We start from the raw sequence: 14385 nt of genomic DNA, 5'->3' as shown, positions 1-14385 counted from the left end.
GTAAACGGGGTTCACTCAATCTCTTCACCGAGTTAACGCCGTATGCTTCACTCGGCGAGTAGAACGAGTTCCATGACGCTGCTCGCGGAGGTCCGGCGCATGACGACGTCACTGTTGCCCAAAGGTTTCGATTTCACCGATCCCGATCTGCTTGCGCGGCGACTGCCGCTCGACGAACTGGCGCTGCTGCGCCGCACCGCACCCGTGTGGTGGAACGACCAGCCGCACAACGTGGCGGGCTTCGGCGACGACGGCTTCTGGGTGGTGACCCGCCTCGAGGACGTCAAGACGGTCTCGAAGGACAGCGAGCTGTTCTCCTCGAGCGAGAAGACCGCGATCGTCCGGTTCGACGAGAACATGGACGAGGACGGCCTCAACGCCAACCGCCTCGTGCTGCTCAACATGGACGCGCCGCAGCACACGAAGCTGCGCCGGATCGTGTCCAAGGGCTTCACGCCGCGTGCGATCAACAGGCTCGAAGAGGGCCTGCGCGAACGTGCGCGGCAGATCGTCGCCGACGCCAAGGAGAAGGGTTCCGGCGACTTCGTGCAGGACGTGGCCTGCGAACTGCCGCTGCAGGCGATCGCCGACCTGATCGGCATCCCGCAGGAGGACCGGCTGAAGATCTTCGACTGGTCCAACCAGATGATCGGCTACGACGACCCCGAGTACGACGTGGACCCGTTGACGGCCTCGGCCGAACTGGTCAGCTACGCGTTCGCGATGGCGGAGGAGCGGCGGCAGAACCCGACCGACGACATCGTCACCAAGCTCGTCCAGGCCGATGTGGACGGTGAATCGCTCGCATCCGACGAGTTCGGCTTCTTCGTCATCCTGCTGGCGGTGGCGGGCAACGAGACCACGCGCAACGCCATCACCCACGGCATGAAGGCGTTCCTCGATCATCCGGAGCAGTGGGACCTCTACAAGCGCACGCGCCCGGAGACGACCGCCGACGAGATCGTGCGGTGGGCGACACCGGTCGTGGCGTTCCAGCGCACGGCCACCGCCGACACCGAGTTGGGCGGCCAGCACATCCGCAAGGGCGACCGCGTGGCGATGTTCTACAGCTCGGCCAATTTCGACCCCGAGGTGTTCGACGAACCGGAGACGTTCGACATCCTGCGCGACCCGAATCCGCACGTCGGTTTCGGCGGTACCGGGGCGCACTACTGCATCGGCGCCAACCTGGCGCGGCTGGAGATGAACCTGATCTTCAACGCGATCGCCGACGCCATGCCCGACATCCAGGAGGTCTCGCCGCCGGAACGACTGCGCTCCGGTTGGCTCAACGGCATCAAGCACTACCAGGTCGCCTACGAGTAACCGGCCCGCCGAACCACCCGACGAACACGCGCGCACCCGCCGGGTGCGCGCGTGTTCTGCGTTCGGCACCGCGTGTTCTGCGTTCGGGCATCACGGGCCCTGTGCCCGCACGTCGTCCGGCGGCCGCCTGGCGCGGTGTGCTCGCGTGTGGCTGGTCCGTCTGTTGTCCGGCCGCCGGCCCTCGGCGTCGCGTTCACGCGGGGTTGCGCGCCTTCCGGGCTCCGCGCGGGTGTGGCGCGGTAGCCGGTGTGTTCGGAGAGCCGGGACCGGCGTCGGAACCGGCGGCGGGACCGGCGCAGCGGTGTGCCGGAACCGACGCAGCGCTGTGCCCCGGTCGCCGACGTCGGCGACCGGGGCACAGGGTGAGCGGATCAGGCGGGCTTGCCGGCGCCGACCAGCCACATGGAGAAGTACTGGGAGCCGCCGCCGTAAGCGTGGCCGACCGCCGTGCGGGCACCGTCCACCTGGTAGTCGCCCGCGCGGCCCATGACCTGTTTGGCCGCCTCGGAGAATCGGAGCATGCCGGAGGCGCCGATCGGGTTGGACGACAGCACGCCGCCCGACGGGTTGACCGGTAGTGTGCCGCCGAGCGCGGTCTCGCCCGCCTCCGTGAGCTTCCAGCCCTCGCCGTCGGCGGCGAAGCCGAGGTTCTCCAGCCACATGGGTTCGAACCACGAGAACGGCACGTAGATCTCCGCCGCGTCCACCTGGGACAGCGGGTCGGTGATGCCGGCCTGCCGCCACAGTTCCGTAGCCGCGTCCCGGCCCGCCTGCGGGTTGACCTGGTCGCGGCCGGCGAACGTGGTCGGTTCGGTGCGCATCGCCGTCGCGTGGATCCAGGCCGGAGCCGGGGCGTCGTCACCTGCCCGTTCGTCCCCGATCACCATCGCGCAGGCACCGTCGGACGACGGGCACGTCTCGTCGTAGCGGATCGGATCCCACAGCATCTGCGAGGCCTGCACGGATTCGACGGTGATCTCGGACTGGCGCAGATGGGCATGCGGGTTCAGCGCGCCGTTACGGCGGTCCTTCGCCGCAACGATCGCCCCGACGTGTTCCGGGGCCCCGGACCTGCGCAGATAGGAGCGCACATGCGGGGCGAAGTACCCGCCCGCGCCCGCACCCACCGGCATCGTGAACGGAACCCGGATGGACAGCGCCCACATCGCATTGGACTCTGACTGCTTCTCGAACGCCACGGTCAGCACCCTGCGGTGCACCCCGGACTGCACCAGGCTCGCGGCCACGAGCGCGGTCGAACCGCCGACCGAGCCTGCGGTGTGGACGCGCAGCAGTGGTTTGCCGTTCGCGCCGAGCGCGTCGGCGAGGAACAGTTCCGGCATCATGACGCCTTCGAACAGGTCGGGCGCCTTGCCCACCACGACGGCGTCGATATCGGACCAGGTCACGTCCGCGTCGACCATGGCACGGTCGACCGCCTCGCGGAGCAGTCCCGGCATCGAGACGTCGGTGCGCTTGCTGCGGTGGTGCGTCTGCCCGGTGCCCAGGACCGCGGCGCGTTGCTTGGTCATCTGTCAGCCCCTCTCCAGGACGGTGACCAGGTTCTGCTGCAGCGCGGGACCGCTCGTGGCGTGACCGAGAGTGCGGGTGGCGTCGCCGTCGAGGATGCGCTGTGCGGCCTCGCCGATCCGCGCGAGCCCGGCCGAGAACATCGGGTTGCCGGTGAGCGTGCCGCCGGACGGGTTGATCCGTACCTCGTCGCCGAGCCCGAGCTCGGTGCGCACGATCAGTTCCTGGTGGGTGAACGGTGCGTGGATCTCGGCGATCTCGACTCCGTCGGTGCCGACCGCCTCACCGGCGATGCGTGTCGACGGCGAGGTGGTGAGGTCGCGGGCGCCGAGCGACGGTGTGTCGATGCGATGGTCGATACCGTTGATCACGGCGGGCCGCTCGGTGAGGTCGCGGGCCCGGTCGGCCGCGGCGAGCACGATGACCGCGGCACCGTCGGTCACCGGGGCGATGTCGTGGCGGCGCAGCGGATCCGCGACCGGTTCGGAGTCGAGCAGGGCCGCCACATCGGTCTCGCCGCCGAACTGGGCCCGGGGATTTCCGGTGGCGTCCCGCCTGCTGCGGGCTGCGACCTCGGCGAGGTCCTTCTCGGTCCACCGGCCGGACTCCAGTCCCAGCCGGGCCTGCAGCGCGGCGATACTTACCGAGTCCGGCCACAGCGGTGCGACCGTGTACGGGTCCAGCTGGAGCGAGAGCACGCGCCGCAGCTCGCCCGCCGAGGACTTGCCGAAGCCGTAGACGAGGGCCGTGTCGACCTCGCCCATGCGGATCTTCAGCCACGCCTCGTACAGCGCCCACGCCGCGTCCATCTCGACGTGCGACTCGTGGATCGGCGGGAAGGCGCCGATCGCATCGACCGCCGAGATGAACGAGAACGCCCGCCCCGCCAGATAGTCCGACGATCCGGAACACCAGAAACCGATGTCGGTCTTGGACAGTCCGGTGCGGGTGTAGACCTCGTCGAAGATCGGCACGAGCATCTCGACGCCGTTGGTGGTGCCGTGGGTCCGCCGCACGTTGGGTGCCTGCGCGAACGCGACCACCGCGACTTCCGTCATGACTGGCCTCTCTACAGGTGGTGGGCGTACGACGCGTACGGCGCGTCGGCCTCGCCCGTCGGTTCGAAGTGCGCGATGTTCTCGAGCGTCGTGGACCACTCCTCACGCGGTCTCCACGCGGCGCGCACGCGCATGCCCATGCGCACCTCGGAGGCCTCGCAGCCGAGCACGAGGTGCAGGAAGGGGATGTCGGCGCCGTCGAGCAGGATGTAGGCGCCGACGTACGGCGGCGTGATGCGCTGGCCGAGGAACGGCACGTTGACGATGCAGAACGTCGTCACGATCCCGGTGTCCGGCAGTTCGACCTCGTCGGTGGTCGGCACGCCGCAGGTCGGGCATGCGCCGCGTGGCGGGATGTAGACCTTGTGGCAGCCGGGGCAGCGCTGGCCCAGCAGCCGGCCGTCGGCGAGTGCCCTGAGGTAGCGGCTCTCCTCGAGGGAGGCCGAATGTGTGTAGTTCAGGTGCACCGGGGTGATGACGGTGTCGATCACGCCGTCGTCGGCGTCGGTCTTCGCCGCAGGGGGAGCGGGTGCCGTCGGCGCCGCGTCGGCGGGCGGATCCGCCGCGGGCACGAAGTAGGCGATGTCGCGGATGTGCCCGACCGGTTCGTCGGCCCAGCGGACCCGGACGCGCTGGCCGGTACGGGCCGACGCCGGGTCGCCGCCGGTGTCGAGGGCGTGCAGCAGGGCGGTGTCGGCGCCGTCGAGGCGGATCAGTGCCCAGGCGAACGGCCGCTGCACCGGCTGACCGGGCAGCGGGTCGGCGACCCACGACCACGACACGACCGTGCCCTCGGCCTCGACGTCGACCAGCTCCTCGAGCGGTTCGGCGGTGCCGGGGTCGTATTCGACCGGGGGTACGTGGACCCGGCCGTCGGAGCCGCGGACGCCGAGAATGCGGCGCTGCGCGAGCGCGGTCATGAACCGCCCGAGTACGGGGCCGACCGAACGGGTGTAGTCGAAGCCGATGTCGAGCGGGGCGGACAACGGCTGTTCTGGCGTCTCGGCTGGTTCGGATTCGACAGCAGTCACGCAAGAAAGTGAAACACGTTCTCGATATGTTCGGCAACCCGTTCCTATGTTGCAACGGAGAGGGTTGCCCAAATGTGGAACGAGTTCTAGATTCGCGGATATGACCTCGACGAATGCTGCGCGCCCCGCGACCGACCGCCCCGCCGAGACCGTCGGACTGTGGAACATCGCCGCCGAACGTCCCGAGCTGACCGCCGCCGTCGATCCCGACGGCACCGAGGTCACCTACGGGCAGCTGGCCGCCAAGGCGAACACGTACGCCCGCGGTCTGCAGGCGCTCGGCCTGGAGACCGGGGACGCCATCGTGGTGCTGCAACCGAACGGGGTCGAGCTCGTCGCCGCCTACTTCGCGGCGATCCAGTCGGGCCTGTACGTGGTCATGGCGAACTGGCACCTGACGGGCCCCGAGGTGGCGTATCTGATCACCGACTCGGGGGCGAAAGCCCTGCTGGTGCACGAGCGGTTCGCCGACACCGCCGTCGCCGCCGCCGACGAGGCGGGTCTCGACGCCCGCTGCAGGTTCGCCGTCGGCTCCGTGGACGGCTTCCGCCGCGTCGAAGAGCTCGGCGCCGGCGAGGGCGACGGTAGGCCGCCGCGGCGCACGGCCGGTTCGCCGATGCTCTACACCTCCGGCACGACCGGTAAGCCGAAGGGGGTTCGGCGCCCGTTGACGGGAGCGGATCCCGACGAGGTGTCACCGGCCAACCGCGGGTTCTTCGCGATCTTCGGCATCGAACCCTTCGACGGGCACGTGCACCTGTGCGGTTCGCCGCTTTACCACACCGCCGTGCTCAACTTCGTGGCGATCTCCATCCAGCTCGGGCATCCGGCGGTGCTGATGGACCGGTGGGACCCCGAGGAGATGCTCCGGCTCATCGAACGGCACCGGGTGACCCACAGCCACATGGTGCCCACCCAGTTCCGCAGGCTGCTCGCCCTGCCGGACGAGACCCGCCTGCATTACGACGTGTCGTCGCTGCGCGTGATGATCCACGGCGCCGCTCCGTGTCCGGACGAGATCAAACGGCGGATGCTCGACTGGTGGGGCCCGGTGGTCACCGAGTACTACGCCGCGACCGAGGGCGGCGGGACCGTCATCAGCGGCACGGAGTGGTTGCGCAAGCCCGGCTCGGTGGGCAGGCCGTGGCCGAACTCCACCGTGAAGATCCTCGACGACGACGGCAACGAGCTGCCCGCGGGGGAGACGGGGTCGGTCTACCTGCAGATGGGCGGCTCGCGGTTCGAGTACCACAACGACCGGGACAAGACCGAGCGCGCGAAGGTCGGCGAGCTGTTCACGCTCGGCGATGTCGGTCACCTCGACGAGGACGGGTACCTGTACCTGCACGACCGCAAGAGCGACATGATCATCTCCGGTGGTGTGAACATCTATCCCGCCGAGATCGAAGGCGAGTTGGCCGTGCATCCCAAGGTCGCCGACGTCGCCGTGTTCGGTGTGCCGCACGACGACTGGGGTGAGGAGATCAAGGCCGTCGTGCAGCCCGCCGAGGGCGTCGACGGTTCGGCCGCGCTGACCGAGGAGCTCCTGGACTACGCCCGCGGGCGGCTGGCGAAGTTCAAGCTGCCGAAGAGCATCGACTACCGCGACAGCCTGCCGCGCGACCCCAACGGCAAGCTGTACAAGCGGCGCCTGCGTGATCCGTACTGGGAGGGCCGCAGCCGCGCCATTTGAGCTATCCGGATGCTCGGCCTCGAGATTCGTCGAGGTCGAGCACCCGCCTCTGTGTCCCATGCGAAACGCCCCCGGGGCGCCCCGGGGGCGTTTCGCATGTCAGCGGGCGCGGAAGTTCGGGGTGCGTTTCTCGGCGAACGCGCGCGGGCCCTCCTTGGCGTCCTCGCTCGCGAACACGCCGACCCCGTACTGGGACTCCAGTTTGAAGGCCTCCTCCTCGTGCATGCCCTCGGTGTCGCGCATCGTGCGGAGGATGGCCTGCACCGCGAGCGGGCCGTTCGCGGCGATGGTGTCGGCGATCTCCAACGCCGTGTCCAGGGCACTGCCGTCGGGGACGAGGCGGCCCACCAGGCCGATGTCCCGTGCCTCGGCGGCGGTGACGTGCCTGCCGGTCAGCAGGATCTCCGCGGCGACCGTGTAGGGGATCTGCCGCGGCAGGCGTACCGCCGACCCGCCGAGCGGGAACAGCCCCCAGCGCGCCTCGGAGACGCCGAACTTCGCGCTCTCACCCGCGACCCGGATGTCGGTGCCCTGGAGGATCTCGGTGCCGCCTGCGATCGCGGGGCCTTCGACGGCGGCGATGAGCGGCTTGGTCAGCCTGCGGCCTTTGAGCAGGCCGTCCATGCGGCTCGGGTCGAACGTGCCCTTGTCGAACGCGTCCGAGGGCCGGTTGCTGTTCATCGCCTTCAGGTCCGCGCCTGCGCAGAAGGTGCCGCCCGCGCCGGTCAACACGCAGCTGCGGATCTCGGCGTCCTCGTCGACCCGGTCCCAGGCCTCGGCCATGATCGCGAGCATGTCGGCCGTGAGCGCATTGCGCGCTTCCGGTCGGTTCATCGTCACCACGAGGGTGTGTCCCCGTTGTTCCACCAGAGCGTGCGCCTCGGTCATGTACGTCCTTTCGCCGGTCGGGATGCGGCGCCGGGGGTGCGCGGTCGCCGCGGGCACCGGCGTGGCCGGTGCGGACTCGCCTGCCGTGGCAGGTCCGGGATCGGTTCTGCGGAACTCCATCATTGCCCAGAAACCATTGCCCAGAACGATAACATGTTCTAGTTTGTTCGTCGTGGCCTTCAACATCGCAGACCTGCTGGAGCACGCCGTCGACGTCGCGGGCGATCGCACCGCGGTCGTCTGTGGTGACCGGAGCCTGACCTACACCGAACTGGACGAGCGGGCCAACCGGCTCGCGCACCACCTGGCGTCCATCGGGGTCGGCAAGGGTGATCACATCGGCGTGTACTCGCGGAACTCACTGGAAATGATCGAGACGATGTTCGCGGCGTACAAGCTCCGCGCCATCGCGATCAACGTCAACTATCGCTACGTCGAGGCCGAGCTGAGTTATCTGCTCGACAACGGCGACGTCGCCGTGCTGATGTACGAGCGGCAGTACTCCGACCGTGTCGCGACGGTCCTGCCCTCGCTACCGAAACTGAAACACGTTTTCGTCATCGAGGACGGCACGGACACCGAGGCGGCGCCCGGCGCGGTCCGGTACGAGGACGCCGTCGCGGGAAGCTCACCGGAGCGTGACTTCCCGCAGCGCAGCGGCGACGATCTCTACATCCTCTACACCGGCGGCACGACCGGGTACCCGAAGGGCGTCATGTGGCGCCACGAGGACGTCTTCCGCGCGCTGGGCGGTGGTATCGACTTCATCACCGGCGAGTACGTGCCCGACGAGTGGGCCCTCGCCGAACAGGGCCGTGACGGCGCGATGGTGCGTCTCCCCGCGGCACCGTTGATCCACGGCGCGGCGCAGTGGGCGGCGTTCGGAGCGCTGTTCGCGTGCGGCACGGTCGTGTTCGTGCCGCAGTTCGACGCGGACGAGGTCTGGCGCGCGATCGAGCGGCACCGGGTCAACGTGCTCACGATCGTCGGGGACGCCATGGGACGGCCGCTGCTCGACGCCTACCGCGCCGGCTCGTACGACGCCTCGTCGGTCGTGGCCGTCTCCAGTCACGCGGCGCTGTTCTCGCAGTCCGTGAAGCAGGAGTACCTCACCGAGTTCCCGAACCTCGTGCTCACCGACGCGATCGGCTCCTCCGAGAGCGGCTTCACGGGCATCGGGATGATGGGGCGCGAGGACGACCATTCGGCGGGCCCGCGCGTCAACTTCGGCAAGGACGCGGTACTGCTGGACGACGACGGCACCATCGTGCCCGCCGAGCCCGGTGCGGTCGGGCGGATCGGCAGGCGCGGCCACGTGCCGCTCGGCTACTACAAGGACCCGGCCAAGAGCGAGACGATCTTCGTCGAGGCCGGGGGAGTGCGCTACGTGGTGCCCGGCGACTACGCCCGGTACGAGGAAGACGGCACGGTCACGCTGCTCGGGCGCGGATCGCAGTGCGTCAACACCGGTGGGGAGAAGGTCTTCCCCGAAGAGGTCGAAGGTGCGCTCAAGTCGCATCCCGACGTGTTCGACGCGCTCGTGATCGGCGTGCCGGACGAGCGGATGGGCCAGCGGGTCGGCGCAGTCGTCGAACCGCGGCCGGGCGTTCAGCTGGACCTGGCCGCGCTCGAGGAGCACGTCCGGGGCGCGGTCGCGGGGTACAAGGTGCCGCGCAGCGTGTGGCTCGTGCCGCAGGTCGAACGGCTCCCCAGCGGCAAGCCCGACTATCAGTGGGCCCAGCGTCACGCCGGCGCCCACACACCCGACACCGAGAAATCGGCGGCCTGAGCGGCGCTCGCGGCCCGGGGCCGGCGCCACCCGGTGCCGCGGCCCGGCGCTGCGCCCTGTCCGGCCGGCCACCCCCAGCGTAGGAGGATCTGCGATGCGCACGTCCCTGTGCGACACCCTCGGCATCGACGTGCCGATCATCGGCTTCACCCCGTCCGAACACGTCGCCGCGGCGATCAGCCGCGCGGGTGGGCTCGGGGTCCTCGGTTGCGTGCGGTTCAACGACGCCGACGAGCTCGACAAGGTGCTCGGGTGGATGGACGCCAACACCGATGGCAAGCCCTACGGCGTGGACGTCGTGATGCCGGCCAAGGTGCCCGACGAGGTCAAAGGCGTCGATCCCGAGACGCTGATCCCGGAGCAGCACCGCGAGTTCGTCGACCGCACGCTCGCGCAGCTGGGCGTGCCCGAGCTGCCCGAGGGCGAGGGGCGCGACGGCGTACTGGGGTGGCTGCACTCGGTGGCCCGCTCGCACGTCGAGGTGGCGCTGGAACATCCGATCGCGCTGATCGCCAACGCGCTCGGCTCGCCCCCGCCCGACGTCATCGCGCAGGCGCACGACGCGGGCGTGCCGGTGGCGGCGCTCGCGGGGAAGGCCGAGCACGCGGTTCGGCACGTCGACAACGGCGTGGACTTCGTCGTGGCACAGGGGCACGAGGCGGGCGGGCACACCGGTGAGATCGCCTCGATGGTGCTGTTGCCCGAGATCGTCGACGCCGTGGGCGACCGGGCCCCGGTGCTGGCCGCGGGCGGGATCGGCTCGGGCAGGCAGGCCGCGGCGGCGCTGGCGCTCGGCGCGTCCGGTGTGTGGACCGGCTCGATCTGGCTCGGCACCCGCGAGTACCTGGAGACGATGCCGTCGTCGGAGCCGATGCAGCAGGCGCTGCTGGCGGCGACGTCGGCCGACACCGTGCGGACCCGGATCTACACGGGCAAGCCGGCGCGGCTGCTCAAGACGCGCTGGACGGAGGCGTGGTCGCAGCCGGACGCCCCGCAGCCGCTGCCGATGCCGTTGCAGAACCTGCTCGTGGCGCCCGCGCACAACCGCATCCACGCCTCGTCCGACCCGTCGGTGGTGTCGATGCCCGTCGGTCAGATCGTGGGCCGGATGAACGAGGTCCGCCCCGTCGCCGACGTCGTCGCCGATCTATGCTCCGGCTTCTCCGGTGCCGTGCAGCGGCTCACCGGGATCGACGACGGTTGATCGCCCGCTTCCTGTCAGTGTTGCACCGGTTCGCGTTGGATCCACTCCTTTCCCTCGGCCGCGATGCCTTCCAACAGTCGTAACGTATGGACAAAGCCAGAGGCATCGAGGTTCATCTGTGCCACGTTTTCCGTCTTTTCGGACTTCTGTAGACCTTCTCCGGAAGAAATGACTACCGGTATATTTCGAGGGTCGCCGTTTGTTAGGGTAAGATTCAGTTCGTACTCGGACTCTGCTGATTGCCTGACGTGAATTGAGGAAACCGCATCAAACCGGAAGTTGTGACGGTCCTGTTCTCCTGGGTCAAGGTTCTTGAAGTCGAGTTCGGTACTTATCTCACGAACGCCATCCCTGGTGATAAGGAATGTTTGTACATTGTATTTCGAGTAGCGCCAGGGGCCAAGATTTCGGCGTGCGCGGTAGCTGTTGGCCGCAGGTGATATGAGCGTTGCTTCGCGAATCACGTCCGTCCATGATATGCGATAGTTTCTTAGTGCTTTGTCCAGGATGAGCGTAGTGTCGCAATTGAGCCAGTGCTCCATTTCCTCCTCGGTGGGGCAGTGGTCGTCGATCTTCTTCAACCATCGGTTCCGCCACGCTTCACGTTGAGCAATATCCTCTTGGTATTCGTTTTCGTCGTCTTCAAACCGGCGTCGTTCTTGGACTATGTGTGTCCAGCGTTTCACGCTAGTTAATGTTACGCCCAGTGTTATGAGTGCTGCGGCAGCAGTTCTTATTGGGAAGGCTGAAAAAAGGTCTACTATCGTGCCGATCCAGAATGTAGCCCCCAGTGCAGCTGCACCAATGCACCAAAGTTTTGTCGGGTATGGCGTGCGATAACGTTCCCGGTATGTATAAAGGTATCCGTTGGTGTATCGGTTCTGGATATCCCAAGTCAAGTCGCAGATGAGCCAACGGACCTTGCCGACGTATTTCTTCTGATCGCCGTACAGATCCACGATTTCGTTGCACAGGGCAGCTCTCAGTCCTGCGGTATCATCCATCCAAGTCTTTTTGTCAACGTTGGCTGGAATGCTCTTCTGAAAACGCTCTCGGACGTAGTCGGTGACCTTTCCGGCGAACCCTGCTTCGGGGCGACGTCTAAACGGGTCGTATGTGTACAGGCGATCTTTATACGCTATTCGCTTGCTCCGGTAATGCCATTCCATTCCGCAAGTCACGCTGACAAAGGTTAAGCCTACCGCAATGACATAGGTCGCTACGGTGGGTATTCCGGTGTTCGTTACGAGAAACCAGCCGATATAGGTCAATGATAACAATAGCATGGCGAGCCAGGATTTGGCATGGAGAACGTCACTGTTGGTCGTGGCGATCGGGGGTGGTATATGGGCGCGTGCACTGGCAGGTTTCGGGCAGAAATATGCCCATATTCGACCCTCGCGGTTGTTGGAGTACTGGCCCTCTTTTGCCCGGAGTCGAATTTGCTCCCAAATAAGCTCTTTTTCCTCGCCGGCTAACACGTGTTTCAGATGATCGGAAACGAGGCCTTTCTGTTCTGGTTCGAGCTTTTCAATTTGACAAGCGAGGCGATCCGCGTCGGGAGTGCCGTTGTCATGTCTGTCGATAAGTTCGCAGATGAGCTCTGCAGTATTCGTCCATAGTGGGTCGTTGTGCCATTTAATGAACCGGCGAAGCCCGTCGAGTTGGCATCTTTCGTCTTCGTCGAGATCGCGGAGCGAGCGTCCGCTGAGTAAGGCGAGTGCCAAGTAGACTCGGGATTCGAGTGTGCCGAGTTCTGCTACGGCGGTTTTTAGTAGTTCAAGTGCTTGTGTTCGAGCTCTGACGTCGAGTAATTTCTGGGCCTTTTGGAGAAGCTCGTGGGGTGTGGCGTCCGCGCGCAGTTCAAAGTGGGTTGACGCGTGGACCTCGCTGTTCTGGATCGCGAACCCTCCGTTTTCGATATTCACGGAGGTGTCGCCCTGGTCTTTGTTACCCGATTCTGTCATGCGAGACCTTCTGCTGCTGCGATCATTGTCGCCACCCGTGCGGCCACTTCTGAAATGTTTCCTACGAGTCCCTGAAAGCGCTTTAGTGCCAATATGAAAGACTTCTTAGTTGTGGACGGATCGGAAAGTGTTGTGCCTGCTGTATTGAGTTCTGCCTCGGCGGCATCGGCAGTGTCCGTGTCGATCTGGTTGCTTTCCTGCAGGTGGCGCAACTCGGACCGGAGGGACATGATCTCGCGTCGAAAATCCGCAACTGTTCGAATAGTCTGCGCTGTTGCGTCTGTGGAGAATGAGTTATTTGTTACGGTACTTCCTTGGATCGCCACCGATCCATTCCCGACCTTCTGTACGTAATGCGCGTTCGGGTTCCCGTGCTGTGTCATGGTCGAATGCTCCTGTTCTGTGGCCAGTTCACTTGCGAGGCGGACCCCGAACGCCGCGGCATGGTCGGCTGCGACGGGTTGCCATGCGGAATCCGAGGTCGTTGCTTTGGTCCCGTCGGCGTGGTCGCTGATCCCTCGTACGACTGCGACCGGGACGCCGCTCAGCTGGCCGGCCTGAGCTACGCCGGCTGCCTCCATCTCCACCGCGCGGGCATCGTTGTAGTGCTGGCGGAGCCAGGTCGCCTCGTGTGACGTACTGGAGTTCTGCACGATCTCGCCTGCGGCGATCGGCGCGATGTGCGCGGTCGGGGCGGTGCCTGGTTCGTCACGGCCGATGTCGGCAACCCAGTGGTTGTCCCGTTTGAGCTGATGAACGAGTTGGCTGAGCCGGTGGTCGAGCTGCCAGGACTCCGGGCGTGCCTTGAGGCCGTCATCCTCACTTGTTCCGCCGTGATACGCGTAGATCTTCGAGGCGATGACGACGTCGCCGAGTGGTGTGTTCCACAGCCCGCCGGCCACGCCGATGAACAAGACGGCCAGGGGCTCGAACTCGGTGAGCGCGCGCTCGGCCATGACGGCTGCCTTGTGGTTGCCTTTATCGGCGAGTCCGAGGGCTATCCGGTGTGTCGTGCCGGGAATGGTCCCCACTTCGAAGCGGGTGCCCTTGTCGTGTGGATGGCTGCGGAGACTCGAGAGTCGATTTCGTACGGCGTCGTACTCGAGATCGAGCGCGGTCAGCACGACGACAGTGTGGCTCGTTGTCATCATTCCCCCTGACGAGAGGCGGTATGGTCCGGGCGCGGGATCGGTGGATGAAGCGTGGTGGCAGGTCCGGCGGTGAAGAGCCGAGCCGGTCGGCCCTTGGTGACTCGGCGTTCGGCATCGACGGGAAGCAGAAAGTTCGGAACCTTCTGCACCTTCCGGTAGAAGTTCCGCGGGTCCAGGTCGACTCCCCACACGGCCTCGTAGACCTGCTGAAGGTCGGAGATCGTGAAGACCGGCTCGCAGAACGCTGTTGCGAGCGGGGTGTGCTCCAACTTCGAGCGAGCCCGTTCGATGCCGTCGGCGATGATGACGTCGTGGTCGAAGGCCAGGGGAAGCTCGCCGGAGACGATGGCGTCGACAGGTCGCCACGCGGCCCGTGCGGCATCCGTGCCGGCCGTGGGCTCCGGCAGGCGTGGTGCGATCGCCAGGTACGTCACGGAGACAACACGTCCACGTGGGTCGCGGTTCGCATCGCCGTAGGTGCCCAACTGTTCGAGGTGCAGCTGAGTCGCGTCGAGATCAGCTTCCTCGTCGAGCTCTCGATGGGCGGCCGCGAGAAGTCCCTCCCTGTCGTTGTTGAGGAAGCCGCCCGGCAACGCCGCACAACCTCGGTACGGTTCGATGCCCCGCTCCACGAGAAGGACGTGGAGGTGGGTCTCTCGTAGCGTCAAGATCACGAGGTCGACGGCGAGAAGGATGTGTGGTGGTGACCAGGTGTCGTCGGTCATGTTGCAGACCGTAGCTTTTTGTT

11 protein-coding genes are annotated in these 14385 nt (G+C 66.5%); 4 read left to right on the top strand and 7 right to left on the bottom strand.

The window, feature by feature from the left end; all coding sequences use genetic code 11:
* Positions 1 to 99 precede the first annotated feature (99 nt).
* Complete coding sequence (locus LY40_RS03415; RefSeq protein WP_183786406.1) at positions 100 to 1326, top strand: cytochrome P450; 1227 nt, start codon at positions 100 to 102, stop codon at positions 1324 to 1326.
* Positions 1327 to 1697: 371 nt separating this feature from the next.
* Here LY40_RS03415 and LY40_RS03410 read toward each other — a convergent pair whose 3' ends face one another.
* The 3 genes from LY40_RS03410 to LY40_RS03400 are packed head-to-tail and all read right to left on the bottom strand — an operon-like array spanning position 1698 to position 4945.
* Positions 1698 to 2858: a thiolase family protein gene (locus LY40_RS03410; RefSeq protein WP_183786089.1), complete on the bottom strand. Its 1161-nt coding sequence runs from the start codon at positions 2856 to 2858 to the stop codon at positions 1698 to 1700.
* A 3-nt stretch (positions 2859 to 2861) separates the two neighbouring features.
* Positions 2862 to 3914: a thiolase family protein gene (locus tag LY40_RS03405; RefSeq protein ID WP_258935902.1), complete on the bottom strand. Its 1053-nt coding sequence runs from the start codon at positions 3912 to 3914 to the stop codon at positions 2862 to 2864.
* 11 nt (positions 3915 to 3925) lie between these two features.
* Positions 3926 to 4945 (bottom strand): Zn-ribbon domain-containing OB-fold protein, encoded by a 1020-nt coding sequence (locus LY40_RS03400; protein WP_258935901.1) that lies wholly within the window; start codon positions 4943 to 4945, stop codon positions 3926 to 3928.
* A gap of 100 nt (positions 4946 to 5045) precedes the next feature.
* Here LY40_RS03400 and LY40_RS03395 point away from each other — a divergent pair, with 100 nt between their 5' ends.
* Positions 5046 to 6638 carry an acyl-CoA synthetase gene (locus LY40_RS03395; RefSeq protein WP_183786083.1) on the top strand — a complete coding sequence of 531 codons (1593 nt, stop codon included), beginning with the start codon at positions 5046 to 5048 and terminating at the stop codon, positions 6636 to 6638.
* 99 nt (positions 6639 to 6737) lie between these two features.
* Here the strand turns inward: LY40_RS03395 and LY40_RS03390 are convergent, their stop codons facing one another.
* Positions 6738 to 7526 (bottom strand): crotonase/enoyl-CoA hydratase family protein, encoded by a 789-nt coding sequence (locus LY40_RS03390; RefSeq protein ID WP_183786405.1) that lies wholly within the window; start codon positions 7524 to 7526, stop codon positions 6738 to 6740.
* A gap of 172 nt (positions 7527 to 7698) precedes the next feature.
* On the opposite strand from LY40_RS03390, the gene LY40_RS03385 reads away from it, so the two are divergent.
* Positions 7699 to 9315 carry an acyl-CoA synthetase gene (locus tag LY40_RS03385; protein ID WP_258935900.1) on the top strand — a complete coding sequence of 539 codons (1617 nt, stop codon included), beginning with the start codon at positions 7699 to 7701 and terminating at the stop codon, positions 9313 to 9315.
* Positions 9316 to 9409: 94 nt separating this feature from the next.
* Positions 9410 to 10519 carry an NAD(P)H-dependent flavin oxidoreductase gene (locus tag LY40_RS03380; RefSeq protein ID WP_258935899.1) on the top strand — a complete coding sequence of 370 codons (1110 nt, stop codon included), beginning with the start codon at positions 9410 to 9412 and terminating at the stop codon, positions 10517 to 10519.
* A gap of 14 nt (positions 10520 to 10533) precedes the next feature.
* On the opposite strand, the gene LY40_RS03375 is transcribed toward LY40_RS03380, so the two are convergent.
* Genes LY40_RS03375 through LY40_RS03365 form a run of 3 tightly spaced genes read right to left on the bottom strand, consistent with a single transcriptional unit; the run spans position 10534 to position 14362 of the window.
* Positions 10534 to 12486 (bottom strand): hypothetical protein, encoded by a 1953-nt coding sequence (locus LY40_RS03375; protein ID WP_258935898.1) that lies wholly within the window; start codon positions 12484 to 12486, stop codon positions 10534 to 10536.
* Positions 12483 to 13610 (bottom strand): 5'-methylthioadenosine/S-adenosylhomocysteine nucleosidase family protein, encoded by a 1128-nt coding sequence (locus LY40_RS03370; RefSeq protein ID WP_258935897.1) that lies wholly within the window; start codon positions 13608 to 13610, stop codon positions 12483 to 12485. Before LY40_RS03370 ends, LY40_RS03375 begins: the two co-directional genes overlap by 4 nt.
* 23 nt (positions 13611 to 13633) lie before the next feature.
* Complete coding sequence (locus LY40_RS03365) at positions 13634 to 14362, bottom strand: NrtR DNA-binding winged helix domain-containing protein (RefSeq protein WP_258935896.1); 729 nt, start codon at positions 14360 to 14362, stop codon at positions 13634 to 13636.
* Between the last annotated feature and the right edge of the window lie 23 nt (positions 14363 to 14385).

It is taken from the genome of Prauserella salsuginis (assembly GCF_024648885.1).
Classification (GTDB): domain Bacteria; phylum Actinomycetota; class Actinomycetes; order Mycobacteriales; family Pseudonocardiaceae; genus Prauserella; species Prauserella salsuginis.
The sequence above is the reverse complement of the archived record's forward strand: the minus strand, read 5'-3'. Positions and strand labels throughout refer to the sequence as shown.